15 protein-coding genes are annotated in these 20,055 nt (G+C 72.0%); 7 read left to right on the forward strand and 8 right to left on the reverse strand.

Going from position 1 to position 20,055, the window contains the following annotated elements; translation table 11 throughout:
- Positions 1–90: 90 nt before the first annotated feature.
- Complete coding sequence (locus ACZ4UV_RS21530; RefSeq protein WP_351502889.1) at positions 91–354, forward strand: GlsB/YeaQ/YmgE family stress response membrane protein; 264 nt, start codon at positions 91–93, stop codon at positions 352–354.
- 135 nt (positions 355–489) lie between these two features.
- On the opposite strand, the gene ACZ4UV_RS21535 is transcribed toward ACZ4UV_RS21530, so the two are convergent.
- The 3 genes from ACZ4UV_RS21535 to ACZ4UV_RS21545 form a co-directional block, all read right to left on the reverse strand.
- The gene (locus tag ACZ4UV_RS21535; RefSeq protein WP_451023146.1) at positions 490–1,266 is read right to left on the reverse strand and encodes a GNAT family N-acetyltransferase; all 777 of its coding nucleotides are present in this window, start codon (positions 1,264–1,266) and stop codon (positions 490–492) included.
- 93 nt (positions 1,267–1,359) lie between these two features.
- Positions 1,360–2,214, reverse strand: a complete 855-nt coding sequence (locus ACZ4UV_RS21540) for a GNAT family N-acetyltransferase (protein WP_451023147.1) — start codon at positions 2,212–2,214, stop codon at positions 1,360–1,362.
- A 245-nt stretch (positions 2,215–2,459) separates the two neighbouring features.
- Entirely contained in the window at positions 2,460–3,125 is a 666-nt protein-coding gene (locus tag ACZ4UV_RS21545) for a chaplin (protein ID WP_467839850.1), read from the reverse strand.
- Between the two features lie 281 nt (positions 3,126–3,406).
- Between ACZ4UV_RS21545 and ACZ4UV_RS21550 the strand changes: the two genes are divergently transcribed.
- Positions 3,407–5,026 (forward strand): alpha/beta hydrolase, encoded by a 1,620-nt coding sequence (locus tag ACZ4UV_RS21550; protein WP_451018870.1) that lies wholly within the window; start codon positions 3,407–3,409, stop codon positions 5,024–5,026.
- Between the two features lie 73 nt (positions 5,027–5,099).
- Here the strand turns inward: ACZ4UV_RS21550 and asnB are convergent, their stop codons facing one another.
- Positions 5,100–6,938, reverse strand: coding sequence for an asparagine synthase (glutamine-hydrolyzing) (gene asnB, locus ACZ4UV_RS21555; RefSeq protein WP_451018869.1), 1,839 nt, complete (start codon positions 6,936–6,938; stop codon positions 5,100–5,102).
- A 323-nt stretch (positions 6,939–7,261) separates the two neighbouring features.
- Positions 7,262–8,041: an alpha/beta fold hydrolase gene (locus tag ACZ4UV_RS21560; protein ID WP_451018868.1), complete on the reverse strand. Its 780-nt coding sequence runs from the start codon at positions 8,039–8,041 to the stop codon at positions 7,262–7,264.
- 168 nt (positions 8,042–8,209) lie between these two features.
- Here ACZ4UV_RS21560 and ACZ4UV_RS21565 point away from each other — a divergent pair, with 168 nt between their 5' ends.
- Together ACZ4UV_RS21565 and ACZ4UV_RS21570 are read left to right on the forward strand one after the other, a co-directional pair.
- Positions 8,210–9,304, forward strand: coding sequence for a baeRF3 domain-containing protein (locus tag ACZ4UV_RS21565; protein WP_390038897.1), 1,095 nt, complete (start codon positions 8,210–8,212; stop codon positions 9,302–9,304).
- 66 nt (positions 9,305–9,370) lie between these two features.
- Positions 9,371–10,396 carry a Gfo/Idh/MocA family protein gene (locus ACZ4UV_RS21570; protein WP_451018867.1) on the forward strand — a complete coding sequence of 342 codons (1,026 nt, stop codon included), beginning with the start codon at positions 9,371–9,373 and terminating at the stop codon, positions 10,394–10,396.
- Here ACZ4UV_RS21570 and ACZ4UV_RS21575 read toward each other — a convergent pair.
- Positions 10,386–12,419 (reverse strand): phosphocholine-specific phospholipase C, encoded by a 2,034-nt coding sequence (locus ACZ4UV_RS21575; protein WP_451018866.1) that lies wholly within the window; start codon positions 12,417–12,419, stop codon positions 10,386–10,388. The two genes, ACZ4UV_RS21570 and ACZ4UV_RS21575, sit on opposite strands and share 11 nt — an antisense overlap.
- 140 nt (positions 12,420–12,559) lie before the next feature.
- Positions 12,560–12,973, reverse strand: a complete 414-nt coding sequence (locus ACZ4UV_RS21580) for an SsgA family sporulation/cell division regulator (RefSeq protein WP_351494974.1) — start codon at positions 12,971–12,973, stop codon at positions 12,560–12,562.
- A gap of 383 nt (positions 12,974–13,356) precedes the next feature.
- On the opposite strand from ACZ4UV_RS21580, the gene ACZ4UV_RS21585 reads away from it, so the two are divergent.
- Positions 13,357–14,778, forward strand: coding sequence for a PP2C family protein-serine/threonine phosphatase (locus ACZ4UV_RS21585; protein WP_451018865.1), 1,422 nt, complete (start codon positions 13,357–13,359; stop codon positions 14,776–14,778).
- 73 nt (positions 14,779–14,851) lie between these two features.
- Here ACZ4UV_RS21585 and ACZ4UV_RS21590 read toward each other — a convergent pair whose 3' ends face one another.
- Entirely contained in the window at positions 14,852–16,348 is a 1,497-nt protein-coding gene (locus tag ACZ4UV_RS21590; RefSeq protein WP_451018864.1) for a DNA-binding protein NsdB, read from the reverse strand.
- Between the two features lie 266 nt (positions 16,349–16,614).
- On the opposite strand from ACZ4UV_RS21590, the gene ACZ4UV_RS21595 reads away from it, so the two are divergent.
- Both ACZ4UV_RS21595 and ACZ4UV_RS21600 read left to right on the forward strand, forming a co-directional pair.
- Positions 16,615–17,754: an aminoglycoside phosphotransferase family protein gene (locus ACZ4UV_RS21595; RefSeq protein ID WP_451018863.1), complete on the forward strand. Its 1,140-nt coding sequence runs from the start codon at positions 16,615–16,617 to the stop codon at positions 17,752–17,754.
- Positions 17,755–18,021: 267 nt separating this feature from the next.
- Positions 18,022–20,052, forward strand: a complete 2,031-nt coding sequence (locus tag ACZ4UV_RS21600) for an N-acetylmuramoyl-L-alanine amidase (protein ID WP_467839858.1) — start codon at positions 18,022–18,024, stop codon at positions 20,050–20,052.
- Positions 20,053–20,055 lie beyond the last annotated feature (3 nt).

The following is a 20,055-nucleotide window of genomic DNA, read 5'->3' on the forward strand; positions in this document are numbered from 1 at the left end:
CAGAAAACCGCTGTAACAACCGGACGGGACTGCCGCCGGATTCAGCGGGCAGATTGGACAGCAGCGGGGTACAGACGAAGAGGGGCGGAAATGGAGATCTCGGGCATCATCAGCGCCATCATCATCGGACTCGTCATCGGTGTGCTGGGGCGCCTGGTCGTCCCCGGCCGCCAGCACATCGGCATCCTGTGGACCATCGTCGTCGGCATCGTGGCGGCACTGCTGGGTTCGGCGCTCGCGGCGGGCTTCGGCGTGGCCGACACCAAGGGCCCCGACTGGATCGAGTGGTTCATCCAGATCGCCCTGGCGGCGCTGGGGATCGCGGCACTGGACCGCAGCAGGGCGCGCCGGTGACCTGACGCGCATCGGGCGCGGCGGGACCACATCGCGGAGTGGTGCGGTCCCGCCGCGCGGGCGCGCCCGGCGGCGGTCAACGGGCCGAGCGCCGTGCGATACCGCCGGCCGGCCGTCTCCCGCCGCTTGCTGCGCTTACTGCGGGGAGAGGTACGGCGTGGTCGTGCTGAGAGCGTGGAAGCCCAGCCGTTCGAGGATCGGCCGGCTCGTGGGCAACGCGTCCACCTGGAGATACCGGCAGCCGTGAGCGGCGGCGACCCGGGCCCGATGGGCGACGAGGGCACGGTACACACCGCGTCCGCGCCACTCCTCGACCGTGCCGCCGCCCCACAGGCCGGCGAACCTCGCCCCGGGCATCAGCTCGACCCGGGCGGCGCTGACCGGCTCGTCCCCGGCGAGGGCGACCAGCGCGACCATGCTGTCCGGCTGCTCGGCGAGCCGCGCCAGCAGCAGGTGCCGCAGCCGCGCACCGTCGGTGCCGAAGGCCTTCTCGTGCACGTCCACCACGAGTTCGATCCCGGCCCGGTCCGTGGCGGGCACCACGCGTACGCCGTCCGGCAACCCGGTGTCGAGGCTCAGCCGGGCCACCTCGCCGACCATCAGCGTCTCCTGCGGCTCAGGCCGGAACCCGGCCGCGGTCAGCCGGTCACCGAGGTCCGGCGGCTGGTCGTGGCCGTAGACCTTCCACTCGAACTCCAGCCCCCGGGCGGCGAAGAAGTCGATCTGCCCGGCGATCGCACGATCCGCGGTCGCCGCGTCCAGGTCCGACCAGAGGACGCCGTTCCATCCCTCGGCGTCCGCGACCTGACGCACCACCGCGCCCACCCGCTCGACCCGGGCGCCGGGCCCGTCGGGCCGGGCGCCCTCGCGCATGTCACGGTCGTACAGAGCGAGCACGGTGTGATGATCCATCCGAGCACTCCATCATCCGGGCACGGCGGCGGCAACGCCTTTTCCCGCGGCCACCGGCTGCCCGGGACCGACGGTCGGCCCAGTGACCGACGGTCAGCCCAGTTCGAGCGTGGTGACCCCGAAGACCCGCTCGCGGGCGTGGTCGCGGACCGGGCCGGTGTACATGCGGGCGGTCTCGAACGAGGGGGCGAAGCCGGCCGCTTCGGCGAGGGCGACGCCCGCCGTGCTGGTCTCGGGTACGTCGATGGCGACCTGGTTGCCCGCGGCCTCGGCGGTGAGGGCGGTGAACAGGGCGCGGGCGTCCTCCGCGGTGTCGGCGAAGAGGGGGCCGATACGCAGGGTGTCGCGGCCGGGGCGGATCACGCCGTAACCGGTGAGGCGGTCACCGTCGTGGCGGACGAGGGCCTTGTGCCCGGCGGCGGTCAGCCACGCGGCCACGAAGCGCGGCCGGTCGGCCGGGCAGCAGGCACCGTCGTACGCCGTGACGGCGGCCAGGTCGGCGGCGCGGGCGGGCCGGACACCGGCCGGGGTCTCCGCGGCGGGGGCCTCGCCCACGAACCGGGCGGTGCGGTAGGCGAGTTCGAAGCCGGACTGGCGGTAGTTGTCCTGCTGTGCCACCACGCCGTCCAGGCCGACGGTGCGGTTCCCGGCGTGGGCGAGTGCGGTCTTCCAGGTGGTGAGGCCGTGACCCTGACCGCGCAGGTCGGGACGGACCAGGTACCAGCCGAGGAAGGCGTAGTCGGCGCCGTGGTTGACGACGGAGATGGCCGACACCGGTTCGCCGTCGACCCGGCCGACGAAGAACCCGTCGGGGTCCTGGGCGAAGAAGGCGGCGGTGTCCGACAGCCCGGGGTTCCAGCCCTCGTCCGCCGCCCAGCCGACGATCACCGGCCAGTCGTCGGGCGTGGCCCGGGTGACGACGAGGTCCTGGGGGGCCGGAGAGGTCATCGATGCGCTCCATTCCGTGACGGGGTCCGACCGCGCGGCGACCGGCGCCGCGCGCCCGCAGCATCCTTCCCGATCACCGGGTCCCGCGCCACGACGGGATCAAGCCGTTGACGTGCCGCGTGCCGTTCCGGTCCGCCGGTCGGTCGCCGGGCGGCTGGCGGGTACGGCGCAGGCCCCACCGGTCGGGTCCGGTGGGGCCTGCCGATGTGCGGTGCGTCAGCCCGCTCCGATATCACGCCGGCCGGTCAGCGCGTCCGGCCCGGGCGGAAGCGCCGGTGCAGGGCGGTCCCGGCGAGCAGCAGCGCCGCGCTGCCCGCCACGGTGGCACCGGTGAGGTCCGTGCCGGTGTGGGCGAGGGTCGCCCGGGCCGGCGGCGCGGCGGGGTGGTGCGCCTTGGGCTCGTGGTGGGCCTTCGGCGGGGCCGGCGGCTTCGGGGTGGTGGTCTTCGGCGGGCTCGGGTGGTCGCCGGAGGTGTTCCCCGAGGTGTTGCCGGTGGCCGGATTCAGGACGCCGACCACGTCCACGCTGTTGCCGCTGACGTTGACCGGGAGGTCGACCGGCAACTGGATGCCGTTGCCGGAGACCACCCCGGGCGAGTCCTCCTCGGTGCCCTGCGCGGTCGCGCCGCCGGACGTGGCCGAGCCGCCGGCCGCGCTGTCGGTGGCGCGGCCGCCCTCGTTCGCGCAGGTGTTGCCGGCCGCCGGGTTCAGGAGTCCCACCACGTTCACGGTGTCCCCGCACACGTTGACCGGGAGGTCGACCGGCAACTGGATGCCGTTGCCGGAGACCACCCCGGGCGAACCGGTCGCGGTACCGTTCGCGCCCGCGTCGGCCCAGGCCGGAACCGCCACGGCCATCGCACCGGACGCGGCGGCGACGGCGATCACACCGTTTCGGGTAACCCGTTTCATAGGTTCCCTGCCTTCCAGACATGATTGCGGGCGCTCGCCCGCAACGGTTAAAACGCAGACGAACCATGTGAGTTATGGCTTATCCACATTTCACCCCATCGAGCGACAGCCATATCGAACCGACGGCAAAAGCATGCAAGGCCACCGAAAGGTGATGATCGCGCGGAGGGTACGGCACTCCGGCCCGCGCCGCTCGCCGGGAGGCGGGCCCCGCGGAGCCCGCTTATGGTGAGCGAAAGTCCTGTACCCGGTCCGTCACGGAGCGTCCCTGGAGGCCCTCGATGCCTGCCGTGCCCCGTACCCGGCCCGCCCTGCGGCGCCGCGCCGGCGCCGGTGCCGGTGCCGTCGCGCTGGCCCTGCTGGGCGCCGGGCTGCCCGTGACCACGGCGGCCGCGGGCGGAGAACAGCCGGACCTGACCCTGTTCTACCGGCAGAAGGTCAGGTGGACGGCGTGCAAGGACGTGGAGCTGCCCAGGGACATGCAGTGCGCCAAGGTCACCGTCCCGCTCGACTACGCACGGCCGGCCGCGGGCACCCTCGATCTGGCGCTGTCCCGCTACCGGGCGACCGGGACGTCGCGGGGCTCGGTGCTGCTGAACTTCGGCGGTCCGGGCGGCTCGGGTGTCAGCCAGCTCGGGCAGGACGGCAAGGAGTTCATGGGCCTGACCAACGGCTACGACGTGGTCGGCTTCGACCCGCGCGGGGTCGGCCGCTCCTCCCCCGTCAGCTGCGGCGACGGCACCGGCGACCCCTCGGACGGCGCGAGCGCCGACGAGCCCCCCGACGTCGCGCGTCCGCAGGCCCTGATGAAGGCGCTGAAGCAGCTCACGCTCCGGTGCACCAGGAACTCCGGGCCCGTGCTGTCCCACATAGGCACCGTGAACGCCTCCCGGGACCTGGACGTCATCCGCCAGGCGCTCGGCGACAGGAAGCTGAACTACCTGGGCTTCTCCTACGGCACCAGGCTCGGCGCGGTGTACGCGGCGCAGTTCCCGTACAACGTCGGCCGGATCGCACTGGACGGCGTGGACACGCTGACCGAGTCGCTGGCCGCGCAGGGGGTGGCCGGGGCCCGGGGGCAGCAGACGGCGCTGGACGACTTCCTGGACTGGTGCGTCACCGACCGGGGGTGTCCGTTCGGCCAGGACCGGCGCAAGGCCGGCGACGCGGTCGTGAAGCTGGTGCGCTCCCTCGACGAGGACCCGGTCCCCTCCGACTTCGGCGGACCGTTCACGGGTCAGGACCTGGTGGACGCCATCGGGCAGGGGCTCTACGGCAAGGACCTGTGGCCGCTGCTGGAGCGGGGGCTGGCCTCACTGACCGACGACGGGGACACCCGGGGCGTGCAGAACCTCGCATCCGGCGGCTACGCGCTTCCGCACGAGCAGCACAGGCCGGGCGGCGGGCTCGTGGGCAGCGCGGACATCCCCGTGGACAACCTGTCGGCCGCGCTGATGGCGATCAACTGCGCCGACGACCCGGACCGGCCGAGCGCCCTGCGGCTCACCCGGGATCTCGCCCGGCTCGACAAGGAGTACCAGCAGGCGTCCCCGGTGTTCGGCCGGTTCCGGCTGACCCAGGTGCTGCTGTGCTACGGCCGGCCGCGCGGCACGGACTTCATCCGCGACGAGGTGAAGGACGTGCCCTCCGCCCCGATGCTGCTCGTGGGCACCCGCGGAGACCCTGCGACGCCGTACAGCTGGACGGTGGAGACGGCGAAACGGCTCGGCCCGTCGGCCGTGGTGCTGGACAACAGGGGCGACGGCCACACCGGATACACGTCGTCGACGTGCGTGCACGGCAAGGTCGACGACTTCCTGCTGTACGGCACGCTGCCGCCCGACGGCAGCTCCTGCCCGGCGGACGGTGACGGCGGCGCCGTCACCGACGCGTCGGACTGAGACCCGAGGGCCGGGGCTCACGGCTCACGGCTCACGGCTCACGGCTCACGGCTCACGGCTCACGGCTCACGGCTCAGGAGAGCATGAGCTCGGGGTCGTAGAGGTCGATCCAGTGGGCCATGTCGAGGGTGCGTTCCAGGCCGCGCCGGTCGGCCTGGGTGCTCAGCTCGGCCCGGTGGGCCGCCCGGTCGGCCTTCTCCCGGTCGACGAGATCGAACACCCGGTGGTCGGGCCGGGCCACCAGGTCCTTGACCTGCTCCTGGAGGGCGCGGCCGTACTCCGGGTCCTGGGTGGACGGGTAGGGGCTCTTGACCCGGTCGTACACGGACTGCGGGAGCACGTCCCGGGTGGCCTCGCGGAGCAGGGTCTTCTCGCGGCCGTCGAAGGACTTGAGGGCCCAGGGCGCGTTGTAGACGTACTCGACGAGCCGGTGGTCGCAGAACGGCACCCGGACCTCCAGGCCGACGGCCATGCTCATCCGGTCCTTGCGGTCGAGCAGGATACGGACGAAGCGGGTGAGGTGCAGGTGGCTCATGCGACGCATCCGGTATTCGAAATCGCTCTCGCCGTCCAGGCGCTGGATGCCGGCGACGGCGGAGTGGTAGGCGTCGGCGACGTAGTTCTCCAGGTCGAGGGACTTGGCGAGGTCCGCGCGCAGGACGCCGGCGTCGTCGCCGAAGTGCCGGGCGAACTGGAAGAGCCAGGGGAAGGTGTCGGCGGTGCGGGCCCCCTCGTCGAAGAACTGCAGGTAGCCGCCGAACACCTCGTCGGCGGACTCGCCGGACAGCGCGACGGTGGACTGGTCGCGGACGGCCCGGAAGAGCAGCAGGAGCGAGGTGTCCATGTCGCCGAACCCGGCCGGCAGGTCGCGGGCCCGGATCACCCTCTCGCGGACCGCGGGGTCGGCGAGGCTGGCCACGTCGAGGACGATGTCCTGGTGGTCGGTGCGGGCCAGGCGGGCCACGTCGTGCACGTAGGGCGTGTCGGGGGTGGTGCGCAGCTCGTCGGCGACGAAGTTGTCGGTCCGGCCGACGAAGTCGACGGCGAAGCTGCGGACCTTCTCTCCCTGCACGGCGAGCTGCCGGGCGGCGAGGGCGGTCATGGCGGAGGAGTCGAGGCCGCCGGAGAGCAGGGTGCAGCGGGGCACGTCGGCGACCAGCTGGCGGCGCACGATGTCGTCGAGGAGTTCGCGGACGGTGGCGACGGTGGTGTCGCGGTCGTCGGGGTGCGTGCGGGTCTCCAGCCGCCAGTAGGCCCGGGTGCGCAGGCCGTGGCGGTCGACGGTGACCACGGTGCCGGGTTCCACCTCGCGCATGCCCTCCCACACGGCGTGCCCGGGGGTCTTCACCATGGTGAACAGCTCGCGCAGGCCGTCCAGGCCCACGCGGGGACGGACCAGCGGGTTGGCCAGGATCGCCTTGGGTTCGGAGCCGAACAGGACGCCGTCCTTGGTCGGGTACATGTAGAAGGGCTTGATGCCCATGCGGTCGCGGATCATCACGAGCTTGTCGTGGCGGCCGTCCCAGACGGCGAAGGCGTACATGCCGTTGAGCCGCTCGGCGACGGCGTCGCCCCACTCCACGTAGCCGCGGAGCACGACCTCGGTGTCGGAGTCGGTGGTGAACCGGTGACCGCGGGCGGCGAGTTCACGGCGCAGCTCGGTGAAGTTGTAGGCCTCGCCGGAGTAGACCATCGCGACGGTGCCCTCCGGGGTGCCGACGGTCATCGGCTGGCGGCCGCCGGGCAGGTCGATGATCGCGAGCCGGCGGTGGCCCAGGGCGGCGGGGCCCTCGCTCCAGGTGCCCCGGTCGTCGGGGCCGCGGCAGGCCATGGTCTCCGTCATTGCATCCAATGCGCGCTTCTCGGTGGTGAGGTCACGGTCGAAGGAGACCCAGCCGGTGATGCCACACATGCGTTACCTCCTGCTGCCGGTCAGCCGGGTAATACGCGCCACCTGCGGTTCTGCGGCGCAGACAATTGCCCGAGCGAACCACTTGTATTCAGCACCTATATAACGAGCGTGCGCCCGGGACCTCGGCCGGTCAACCTGGCCGTAACACGAACGGAGTACACCACCCCCACTTTCGGACGCGTTTTGCCCGCGCGAGGCCCGCGAACCCGCCTCGCACCGGGCTCCGTCCGCCTCGAACAGGCCAAGCGCAAAAAGTTCCCCAAACGGGTCGGCGCCGCGGCTTTCGCCGGGCGCCGGTCACCTGGTGCTGTCGTGGGTTCGCGCTACGCGGCCGGAGTCAGGAACCGGTCCAGCACCGCCGTCAGCTCGGCCGGCCGCTCCACCGGCAGCTCGTGGCCCGCGTCGATGATCCGGACCTCGGCGTCCGGGTACGCCTTGGCCATCCGCAGCATCTGCCCCACCGGCAGCTGGATGTCGTGGTAGCCGTGCACCATCAGGGTGGGCACGGTGATCTCACCGGCCCGGTCGAGGACGTCGAAGGCCCGCATGGCGCCGTACAGCGTCATGACGACCTCGCGCGGGGTGCCGGCGGACGCGCGGACGTACTCCCGGATCTGCTCGCGCGGGTAGCCGGGGGCGAAGGCGCGCTGGATGTTGGCGGCGACGAACAGCTTGAACGGCACGAGAGTCGAGGCAGCCATCAGCAGGCCGCGGCCACGGCTGTACGCCATCCGGCCGATGGAGTTGACCAGGACCATGCGCTCGACGCGCTCGGGGTGGGCCAGCGCGAGGGTCTGGGAGATCATGCCGCCCATGGAGTGTCCGACGGGGACGAAACGATCCACCTCCAGGTGGTCGAGGAGCGCGACCACGTCCTCGGCCAGTTCGGCGACCGTCTTCACGCCGGCCCCGGTGCTCTCGCCGTGGCCGCGCAGGTCGAGCCGGATCACCCGGCGCGCTCCGGCGAAGTGCGCCACCTGGTGGTCCCAGCGGTGCCGGTTCGCGGTCCAGCCGTGGATGAACACCAGGGGCGCCGCGGCGCCGTCGCGGGGGCCCTCGTCGTCGTACGTCAGTGCCGCTCCGTCGACTTCGAACTGCGGCATGGGGGCCTCCTGGGGCGTGATCCGGTTACTGCCGGGTACGGTAACGGGCCGTCCGGCCCGCCGTCACCGGCCGCCGGGCCTCAACACGGTTACGGCGCGCGCCGGATCCGACGGCATCGGGGAATTACCCCAAATGCCGCAATGGCGAATCGGCCCTATGGTGCTGATATGGAGCACGCACTCAGTCCTTCGACCCTTGCCGAGCTGCGCCGCCCGCGCCCTTACCCCGCCGTGTCGGTGCTGACGCCGACGCACCGCCGTGAGCCCGACAACGCCCAGGACCCCGTCCGGCTGCGCAATGTCGTGGCCGAGGCGAAGAAGCAGCTGGAGGCGGATCCCGCGGTCACCCGGGACCGGCGCTCCGACGTGGTCAGCCAGCTCGAACAGGCGCTCGCCGAGGTCGATCTGACGTACACCGAGGACGGTCTGGTGATCTTCGCCGCGCCTGGTGAGCACCAGGTGTGGTCGCTGGCCCGCAGCGTGCCCGAGCGCGTGGTGCTCTCGGACACCTTCCTGACCCGCAACCTGGTCTCGGCACACGCGGCCGAGCGCCCGTTCTGGGTGCTCTCGATCTCGGCCGACCGCATCACGCTGTGGAACGGCGGCGTCGACCGCGTCACCGAGAGCCGGTCCGGCGGTTTCCCGATGGACCGCCCGCAGCGGAACTTCGACGCCGAGCGCCAGGAGCAGATCGGGGACACACCCAGCACCTTCCGCGACGAGGACACCAAGCACTTCCTGCGGGACGCCAACACCGCGATGGCCGCGCTGCTGCGCGACGAGCCGCGGCCCCTGTACGTCACCGGCGAGCAGGCCGCCCTCTCCCTCTGGGAGGAGCTCGGCAACGTCGCCAGGCACAGCATCCCCGTACGGCACGGCGGTCTCTCGCACGCCGGCCCGGAGGCCGTGTGGCAGGCGATCACCCCGCTGCTCCAGGCGGAGAACCGCCGGAGCACCGCGTCGGTGACCCGGGAACTCGAGTCCGCGCGCGGCCACAAGGCGTTCGCGGCCGGTGTCGACGAGGTCTGGCAGAACGCCCGCGAGGGCCGGGTCCGGCTGCTCGCCGTCGAGGAGAACTACCGCACCACGGTCCGCGACGACGGCGACCACCTGGTGCCGGCCGTGAGCGGTGACCTCGACGCCCGCGACGACATCGTGGACGAGATCGTGGAACAGTGCCTGGAGACCGGCGCCGACGTCCGCTTCGTCCCCGACGGCACTCTGGGCGACGAGAACGGCATCGCCGGCGTGCTGCGCTACTGACGAGCCCCTCATCCGGCCGACGTAGGCTCTGGGCCGTGATCGTCGGCCGAGAGGGAGTGTGTGGGCGTGGCTGAGCTGCTGGGCGTCGCGGTGCTGGGTGCCGGACACATGGGGGCCGACCACATACGACGACTGGACCAGGTGATCAGCGGCGCGCGGGTGGCCGCGGTGGCCGACCCCGACCTCGACCGCGCCAAGGATGCGGTGGCCGGTCTGGACGGCGTCACCGTGCACGCCGATCCGCTGGCCGCCCTGGCCGCGCCGGGTGTCGACGCCGTGCTGATCGCCTCTCCGGGCCCGGCGCACGAGGAGCCGTTGCTCGCCTCCTTCGAGCGCGGGCTCCCGGTACTGTGCGAGAAGCCCATGGTGCCGGACTCCACCGGTGCGCTGCGGGTGGTGGACGCCGAGGCGAAGCTCGGGCGCAGGCTGGCGCAGATCGGGTTCATGCGCCGCTACGACGCCGAGTACGGGCGCCTGAAGTCGCTGCTGGACGGCGGCAGCCTGGGCCGGCCGCTGATGCTGCACTGCACCCACCGCAACGTGTCCTCGCCGCCCGGCTTCACCAGCGCCATGCTGATCAACAGCTCGGTGTCGCACGAGATCGACGCGGCCCGCTGGCTGCTCGGCCAGGAGCTGACCGCGGTGACCGTGCTGCGGCCGCGGCCCTCCGCGGGCGCCCCCGAGGGGCTGCTCGACCCGCAACTGGTGGTGTTCGAGACCGACGGGGGTGCCGTCGTCGACGTCGAGGTCTTCGTGAACTGCGGCTTCGGTTACCAGGTGCGCTGCGAGGCCGTGTGCGAGCGGGGCAGTGCCCGGATCGGCGAGGACCACACCATGCTGGTCACCGCGGGCGGCGGCGCCCGCGAGGAGGTGGCCCAGGACTACCTGGTGCGGTTCGCCGACGCCTACGACCGCGAGGTGCAGGCCTGGGTGGACGCCACCCGGCAGGGCCGGGTCACCGGACCGGGCGCCTGGGACGGCTACGCCTCCTCCGTGGTCGCCGAGGCCGGGGTCCGGGCGCTGGAGACCGGCGGCCGTACGGCCGTCGAGCTCGCCCCGCGCCCGGACCTGTACGCGGACCTCAGCCGCTGACGGAGGCGGCGCCCGTCTCCAGATGGCCGGTGAACCGGCGCGACCAGGTCGCGTCGGAGTCCACCGTGACCGTGAAGTCGTACCAGCCGCCCTGGTACGCGACGGCGTTGAAGTAGTCCTCGGCCGAGGCACCCGCCGCGACCGTGTACGTCCAGGGGCCGTCGGTGCGGTAGTTGTTCGAGGTGATGGTGAACTTCACCGGCCCGGAGCCGGTGTTGGCCATCTTGAACCAGACGGCGAGCTTGCCGGTGCCGGGCTCCACGGCGTAACGGGTGCTCACCTCCGCCGACTTGCCGGCCTTGGTGGCGTCGCCCTGGAAGCGGCGCAGGAAGCGGTTGGGGCCGGCCATGGTGATGTCGTACTTGCCGGCGCCGTACCCGGTGCCGATGTTGAAGTAGTCGGAGGCGGTGGAGCCGGCGTCCACCGTGTACTGCCATGGGGTGGTGTCCCGGTAGGCGTTCGGGTGGAGGGAGAAGTGGGCCGCCCGGGTCGCCGGGCTGCCCTGGTTGGCCATGGTGAACCAGGCGCGGACGGTGCCGGCGGTCCCGAACTCCAGGTGGTCCAGGTAGCCGTTCGGCTGGTAGGGCAGCGCGCGGGCCGGTCGGGTGCCGGACTCCTGGGCGGGCAGGGCGTTGGTGGTGGGCACCGGGTTGGGCAGCGGGCCGCAGGTGGAGTAGCCGATGACGCTGGTCGCGGGCAGGGAGACGGCGCCGTAGACCGGGTTGGCGAAGTCGAAGACGCCGGTCAGGTCGCCGCTCACGGCGCGCCGCCAGACGCTGATGTTGGGGCAGTTCGCGGGTTTGCCGAGGGCCGCCGTCCAGGTCTCCAGGAAGCGCAGCACCGAGGTGTGCTCGAAGACCTCGGAGGAGACCCAGCCGCCGCGGGTCCAGGGCGAGATGACGATCATCGGGACCCGGAAGCCGAAGCCGTAGGGCACGCCGTTCAGGAACTCGCCGGCCGTGCCGGCGGGCGGGGCCGGGGGCGGTACGTGGTCGAAGTAGCCGTCGTTCTCGTCGTAGTTGAGGAACAGCACGGTGGAGTCGAAGACGGCCGCGTCGGCGGCGAGGGCCTGGTAGACCAGGCTGACGAAGTGGGCGCCGTCGCCGGGCGGGGCGTAGGGGTGCTCGGAGAACGCCTGGTTGGCGACCACCCAGGAGACCTGCGGGAGGGTGCCGGCGACGACGTCGGCCTTGATCGCGGCGGCGATGTCGTCGGGGGTGGAGCCGGTCACCGCGGGGACGGAGGACATGCCCCGGTCGTGGAGCGGGTTGCCCGCTTTGGCGTTCGCGAAGTTCTTGAAGTACGCGCAGCCGTTGTCCCCGTAGTTGTCCTGGGCGTTCTGGTAGACCTTCCAGGTCACTCCGGCGCTCTGCAGGGCCTCGGCGTAGTTCTGCCAGGTCAGGCCCGACTCGTCGCCGCCGTCGTAGCTGGAGGAGTCGACCTTGCCGCTCCACAGGTAGGTGCGGTTGGGACCGGTGGCGCTGAGGGTGGAGCAGAAGTAGGCGTCGCAGATCGTGTAGGTGTCGGCGAGCGCGTAGTGGAAGGGGATGTCGGCGCGGTCCAGATAGCCGAGGGAGCGCACGTTGCCGACGCCCGCGACCCAGTTGTCGAGGCGGCCCTTGTTCCACGCGGAGTGCTGGGAGGACCAGGAGTGGGGGAGGTCGCCGTTGCACTGGGCGAGGGTCTCGCCGTCCTTGCCGGCCGCGTCGGGGGTGGCGCTGAGCTTCCACGGGTACTGGCGGCCCGTGTCGTTCGGCTGGTTGAAGACCGGATAGCCGCCGCTCAGGGTGATGCCGCTGCGGTCCGCGAAGCCGCGGACGCCCTTGAGGCGCCCGAAGTAGTGGTCGAAGCTGCGGTTCTCCTGCATGAGGATCACCACGTGCTTGACGTCCGAGATCGTGCCGGTCGCCGTGCTCCGGGCCGCGGCCGCTGCCGCGGTCCGTGGGCCGGCGGCACCCACCGTCATGCCCGCCGCCACGGAAGCGCCCAGTCCCACGAAGTCTCTTCGGCTGATCGGTGTCATTCGCCCCGTCCTCGTCACCGGTGCGCCCGTGCGGCACACCGCGCGCCAGGGTGCACGGGGCGGTCGGCAGGCTCCGGGCCGGATCGGTGAGGCGGGAGTGAACAAGAGTCAAAGTACGGGTCGGTAGCGCCCCGTACGCCTCACACGCCCCCGAACAGCGTGCTCAGCCCCCGCTCCACGACGGCCTCGACGTCCTCCTGCCCCGGGGCCACCACCTCGTGGGTGCGCTGCAGGAACCGGAAGAGGGCCTGGGTGTCGAACTGGAGCAGGGCGAGGCCGTGCGGCGAGTGGAACTCCACGGCCGTACGGCCCGGGCCGCAGGGCCAGATGTGGACGTCCCCGCGCCCGGCCGGGGCGCTGAGCCCCTGGTCCAACAGCGAGCGGGCGAAGGTCCAGGTGACCTCCTCGCCGCCGAGGGTGACCTCGGCCGGGAAGTCGACGAAGACGGCCAGCGGATCACCTGAGGTGTACCGGAGCGTGGCGGGCACCGGGACCTCCTCGTCCTCGGCGGTGATCAGCCGGGCCCGGGCGGGTTGCTCGAAAGTGATGTCCATGCCTGTAGGACTCCGGGAGGGCCCCTCGCATGACGCGAAATCCGGACAGAGTTGCCGCGGTTGGCCGAGACCGCGACACTGTGAACACAGAGGCGTCGAACAACCGCCCGAGCGCGACCCGGAGACCTCATGGCGCCCGTCAAATCGCGTAGCCCCACTACGACTTCGGCCAGCGGTCGCGTACACCTTTCATATGGGTCGACCAGCCCATGAAGACTCTGGCATATGCCAGAAGCACCACCGTATCGTGTGTTGCCAAATCCCTTACGGGGCGTCGCGGGCTGTGCAACAGTCGTAACCGGTCCCACCGTCCGCCTTGGCCGTACTCCCCCACTCTCGACTTCGCTCGAGCGGGGGGACCCCCATCCGCATCGGAGTGCGTCATGCCGTCCCATGTCTCCGCGGACCGCCCCGCAGGCCAGCCGCCCGGGCGCGGCTCGGTCGAGGCGTTGATATCGCAGACGCGGCGGCTCAAGGGTGACGTGGACGCGGTGCGGCGGGACACCCGGAGCTCGGGTTCGGACCCCGAGGAGCGCTGGCAGCGGGCCCTGTACGACCTGGCACTCCATCAACTGAACGACCTGGACGAACACTTGGCCCAGCTGCGGGACGGACCGGCCCCGCTGCCGGCCGGTGCGGAGGCGGCACCCGCCCACAGCTCCGCGCCCGCCCCGGGCTCGCTGCTCAGCCGGGTCGGCAGCGCGGAGTGGAACCTCCTTACGGACGAGGCCAGCTGGTCCGGCGAGCTCTACCAGATCCTCGGCCGTGACCCGGCCGCGCCCGCGCTCACCCTCGACGAACTGCCGTCCCTGGTCCTGGACGAGGACCGGCCCCGGCTCACCGCGATGGTCACCGACTGCCTGGTCGACGCCAAGCCGATCGACGGCGAGTTCCGTGTCCTGCGGCCCGGCGGGAACGTGCGGACCGTCCACATGATGGGCGAGCCCGTCCTCGACGGCGACGGCAGCACCGCCTCGATGTGGGCCGTGCTGCGGGACGTCAGCGAACTGCGGCTCAGCCAGCGGACGGTGCGCGAGAGCCGGGACACTATGCAGCGGCACCGCCGGCGGGCCGAGACCGAACAGCGGCTCGCCGTCGAACTCCAGGAGGCCGTGCTGCCGCCCGGGCGCGGTGCCCTGCGGCTGCCGCGCCGGGGGCCGGGCACGCTCGACGTCGCCGCCCGCCACCTGCCGTCCGGGGCCGGCACCCTGCTGGGCGGCGACTGGTACGACGCTCTGGAGCTGTCCGACGGCGACACCCTGCTGAGCGTCGGCGACCTCACCGGACACGGCGTCGCCGTCGCCTCGGGCATGACGATGCTGCTGGGCGCCGTACGCGGTATGGCGATGGCCGGCACCCAGCCGGGGCAGCTCATGTCCCTGCTGAACCAGTTACTCGACGCCACCGTGCAACCCGCGCTGGGCAGCGCCGTCTGCTGCCGCTACCGGCCCGCCACCCGCACCCTGACCTGGGCACAGGCAGGACACCCCGCCCCGCTGCTGTTCCGCGGCGGGACGGGGTGTGCGCTCAGCGCGCCGGACGGCGTGCTGCTCGGTGTCACCTCGGGAGCCGGCTACGGGCAGGCCGAAGTGACCCTGGAACCGGGCGATCTGCTCCTGCTGCACACCGACGGGGTGGTGCCCGGGCACAGCGGAGCGGACTCTCTGGGCGCGCTCCTCGGCCTGGGCCCGCGGTTCGGGGCGGCGCGCACCGCCCAGGACTGTGTCAGGGCCGTGGTCGAGGAGTTCGGCGAGAGCGAGCGCGAGGACGAGGCCTGCATGCTCGTCGCCAAGGTGGGTGAATAGGAAGAACAGCGACGGGCAGCGGTTGCCGCCCTGACGTCATCAGCCGGTTCGTGTCGAGCGCGCAGACTGCTCCCTATGCCTGTGCGCTGTTGTGGTTCCCCTTGCTCCTGGCCTTCGGCAGGGCCAGCTTGATCTCCTCCCGCAGTTCCTGGATCCTCGGGTAGCCGGCGTACTCGGCGGTGAGCCGGTACATCTGGCGCAGCCTGTCCCAGGTGCGGTGGGAGGAGTTCGACCCCATCGACATCAGGGCCAGCCGGGCGTAACGGTCCGCCTGCTCGGGGTCGTCCGCGATGAAGCAGGCGGAGGCCATGGACAGGAAGTCGAAGATCTTCGACCGCTGGCGGCCGTCGATCCGCAGGGCCAGGGCCTTCTCCGCGTAGTGCTGGGCGTGCACGGCCGCGGCCGGGTCGTGCTCGGCGAGCGTGCGGTAGGCGAGGGCCTGCATGCCGTACAGGTCCTCTTCCCTGAACATCTGCATCCAGCTCGGCGGCGGCACGTCGGCCCGGTCGGAGACGAAGAGGTCCTCCGCCTGGCCGAGGGTGCGGCGCATCGCCTGGCCCTTGCCCATCGACGCCTGTGCCCAGGCCTCGATGGTGTACAGCATCGCCCGGGTGCGCGGCAGCACCTCGTCGCCCGAGCCGGACTTGGCGAGCTTCATCAGGTCGAGTGCGTCGTCGGGCCGGCCGAGGTGCACCATCTGGCGAGCCGCTCTGGAGAGCGCCTCCCCGGCACGCGGCCGGTCGCCGCCCTCACGGGCCGCATGGGCGGCGATGACGAAGTACTTCTGGGCCGTGGGCTCCAGGCCGACGTCGTGCGACATCCAGCCCGCGAGGACGGCGAGGTTGGCGGCGACGCCCCACAGGCGCCGCTGGAGATGCTCGGGGTGGCGGTAGGCGAGCATGCCGCCCACCTCGTTGAGCTGTCCCACCACTGCCTTGCGCTGCAGTCCGCCGCCGCGGGCCGCGTCCCAGGCGCGGAACACCTCGACGGAGCGCTCCAGTTCCTCCATCTCCTCGGACCCGATGGGGGCGGCCTCGTAGCGGTCGAACCCGGCGGGGTCGGCGTGCAGAGGATCGTCGAGGACGGGGGCGTCGGCCTTGAGTGTGGGGTCGGTGTGCAGCCACTCGTACATGGCGCTGCTGAGTACGGATCCCGCGGTGAGCGCGGCACCCGCACCCACCAAGCCGCGTCGGTTGAGCATGAGGTCCATTCCCGTGAATTCGGTGAGGACCGCGGCGGTTCGTTCGGGCGCCCACGGCATGCCGTCGGGATGTTCCACGTTCCCGTCGTCCGGCCGTTTTCCCGTACGCCCGTGCCGTACCAGACCGAGGTCCTCGATGGTCACGACACGGCCGAGACGCTCGGTGAACAGGGCCGCCAGCACCCGCGGCACCGGATCGCGCGGGATCTCTCCCGTGTCGATCCACCGCCGCACCCGGGAGGTGTCGGTCGCCAGCTGGGGGTGGCCCATGGCCGCCGCCTGCCGGTTGACCAGCCTCGCGAGTTCGCCCTTGGACCAGCCGGCCAGGCCGAACAGGTCCGAGAGGCGGGTGTTGGGTTCTCCGGTCACGTCAAGCCCCCAGGTTCTCGGCTGAGTTGACAGTAGCCCGGTGCCGGTTGCCGGGCGACTATTCGCCACGGTTCGCCAGGGTGCGCCAGATGGTGTGCCACTGGGCAACGGGTGTCAGGTAGGAACGCGCCACCCCGACCCGGTCGCCACTCGACGGGCACACTCCCCAGGGTGTGCCCGGGCGGCCGGGACGGGCTGGGCGCGAGAACCCCTCACAGGACTTCTCAGGCAGGCACCGCAGGTACACGAAGGGATCTGTATCGCCCATGTACGCAGCATCGTCCTCCGTGTCCGCTCCGCCCCGGTCGCTGCGCCCCCGCCCGGCGGGCGGCGGACCCTATCTCGACCCCGCGCGTCCCGGGGCCGCCGTACCGGTCGTGGGCCGGCAGCGGCGCGCCGCGGGTCTCGGCACCCAGCCCCTCAGCGGGAGACTCGACCTCTCCGGCCCCCAGGGGGCGCAGCTGCGCACCGCGATCGCGTCGGTGCACCGGATCTGTCCGGAGTTCGCTCCGGTGCAGGTGCTGCGCCGCACCGGGCGGTCCGTGATCCTCGTCGGGACGACGGGGCGCAGCACGGCCGTGGCGAAGTGTCTACTGGACCACTCCCCCGCCTGGGCGGAGCGGACCCGCCACGAAATAGCCGCATACCGCTCGTTCGTCCGGCACCGGCCGCCGATCCGGGTGCCGAGGCTGATCGCGGCGGATCCGGACAACTGCACACTGGTGATCGAGCGGATGCCCGGCCGGGTGGCGGCGATCCAGCGCCACCCTGTGGAGGCTCCGCCCCGGACGGACATCCGGGCCGCGCTGGGCGCGATCTGCCGGCTGAACGCGTGGCGGCCCCCGGCGGGCACCTTCGACGCCCCGGTCGACTACCCGGCCCGTATCGCCCGGTACCACGAGCTGGGTCTGCTCACCGACCGGGACATGGGCGACCTGCAGAAGCTGCTGCACGGCATCGCGGTCGCGGCGGGCCGCCAGGGGATGGGCCAGTTCTGCCACGGCGACGCCCTGCTCTCGAACATCCTGCTGTCCCCGGCCGGTCCAGTGCTGGTGGACTGGGAGCACGCGGGCTGGTATCTGCCGGGGTACGACCTGGCCACGCTCTGGTCGGTCCTCGGCGACGCCCCGGTGGCGCGTCGTCAGATCAGCCAGATCGCCCAGTCGGCGGGGCCGGCGTCCCGGGACGCCTTCCTGGTGAACCTGATGCTGGTCCTCACCCGGGAGATCCGGACCTACGAGACCGCCGTGCAGCGTTCGATGCACGACGCGACCCCGGCGGCACCGGGTACGGCCCACCCGGGCGCCGCGCCGACCGGCGAGGAACAGCGGCTGCTGCTCCGGCGGCTGCACGACGACTGCCAGCTGGCCCGCCGGGCCGTGCGCGCGGCGGTCGGCACTCGCTGACGGGGACGAGGATCCGCGGTGCGCTCAGGGCAACTGCGCACCGCGGATCCTCGCATGTCCGGGGGTGTCTCCAGGGGGGTCGGGGACGCCCCACTGGTGTACGCCACTGACGCCCCGCAGGCCTGCGGGCCGCCACCGCGAAACTCCCACGATCATCGTATGACATGGGAATTCCAGTCTCTCTGGGCATGATTGACGGATCGTCGGCAAGCCGGTACCACTGAGCCACGCTCAGCCCCGCACGCCCCGTCGCCCCAGGAGGCTGCATTGCGAGGATCCGTCACCGAGCCCGCACCCCCGCACCGCGGCAGACGTACGCGCAGGACGGCCGGGGCCGTCGCCGCCGCGGCTCTGCTGCTGCCGTTGCTGGGCGCGGCACCGCCCCCGGACACCGGCGAGTCCGCCGCCGGGCTGCTCCAGCGGGCGTTCGCGTCCGCCGCCACCGAGTACCACGTACCGCAGAGCGTGCTGCTCGCCGTCTCCTACCTCCAGTCCCGCTGGGACACGCACGCCGGCGCGCCCAGCGTGACCGGCGGCTACGGCCCGATGCACCTCACCGACGCGCACACCGCGCTGGCGACGGCCACCGAGCACTTCGCCGACGGCACCGAGGACGCCCGCGGCGACAGCGCCCGCCCCGCCCTCCGCCCCAGCGTGCAGGTCCCGCAGAACTCCGCGCTCCCGGCCCGCCTCAAGACCCTGCCGAAGGCCGCCGCGCTCACCGGGATCCCGGCCGAGCGACTGCGCACCGACGCGACAGCGAACGTGGCCGGCGGCGCTGCCCTGCTCGCGGCTGCCCAGCGGGACCTGCACCAGCCGTTCAGCGCCGATCCGGCGCACTGGTACGGCGCGATCGCCCGCTTCTCCGGGGCCGACGACACGGCGACCGCGGCGGCGTACGCCAACGAGGTGTTCGACGTCCTCCACACGGGCGAGGAGCGCACCACCGACGCCGGACAGTTCGTCGCCCTCGCCGCCCAGCCGGGGCTGCGGGCCGACACCGCGCAGCTGGAGCTGACCGGGCTGCGCACCACGGCGGCGGACGACGGGACGGAGTGCCCGACAACGGTGTCGTGCGAGTGGATCCCCGCGCCCTACGCGCAGTTCGGGGACGACGACTACGGCAACCACGACCTCGCCGACCGGCCGGCCTCGCAGAGCATCAAGTACATCGTCATCCACGACACCGAGGGCTCCTGGGACACCACCCTCAAGCTGGTACAGGACCCCACCTATGTGTCATGGAACTACACCATCCGCTCCACCGACGGTCTGATCGCCCAGCACGTCAAGGCGAAGGACGTGGCCTGGCACGCGGGCAACTGGTACATCAACGCGAAGTCGATCGGCATCGAGCACGAGGGCTTCCTCGCCTCGCCGGACGCCTGGTACACGGAGGCGATGTACCGCTCCTCGGCCCGGCTGGTGAAGTACCTCTCCGAGCAGTACGGCGTCCCGCTGGACCGGCAGCACATCCTCGGCCACGACACCGTGCCGGGCCCGACCACGTCCTCGATCCCCGGGATGCACACCGACCCCGGCCCCTACTGGGACTGGCGGCACTACTTCGAGCTGCTGGACCACCCCTTCAAGCACAAGGCGGGCAAGAAGCACCGGGTGGCGGCGGGCGGTGTGGTCACGATCCTGCCGGACTACGCCACGAACCAGCCGACGTACACCGGCTGCGTCACCAAGGGCCAGCCCTGCGCCGCGCACGGGTCCGGCGAGGTACGGCTGTACTCCGACCACGACGAGAACTCGGCCCTGATCAAGGACATCGGCATGGGCACGACGCCGACGACCGACGTGAACGACCTCTCCTCACGGGCCTCCACCGGCCAGCAGTACACGGTGGCGGACACCTGGGGGGACTGGACGGCGATCTGGTACCTCGGGCAGAAGGCCTGGTTCGAGAACCCGGCGAGCGCCCCGGCGGCGGTCGGCTCGACCGGGGTGGTGATCACGCCGAAGGCGGGGCTGACCAGCATCCCGGTGTACGGCCGCGCCTATCCGGAGGCGTCCGCGTACCCCTCCGGGGTACCGGTCCAGTCGGTCTCCCCGCTGCCGTACACGATCCCGGCGGGCCAGAGGTACGTGGCCGGTGACGAGGTGCCGGGCGAGTACTACTACGCCGTCACCTTCAGCACCGACTCGCACAAGGTCGTGGTCGGCAAGGACCTGTACTACGAGATCCAGTACGGCCACCGGATCGGGTTCGTCCGTGCGGCCGACGTCGACGTGGTGCCGGCCGCGAAGACCGGGCGGCACCACGGCCACGGCCACGGCCACGGAAAGTAGCCG

The sequence above is a fragment of the Streptomyces sp. NPDC028289 genome (genome assembly GCF_055565975.1).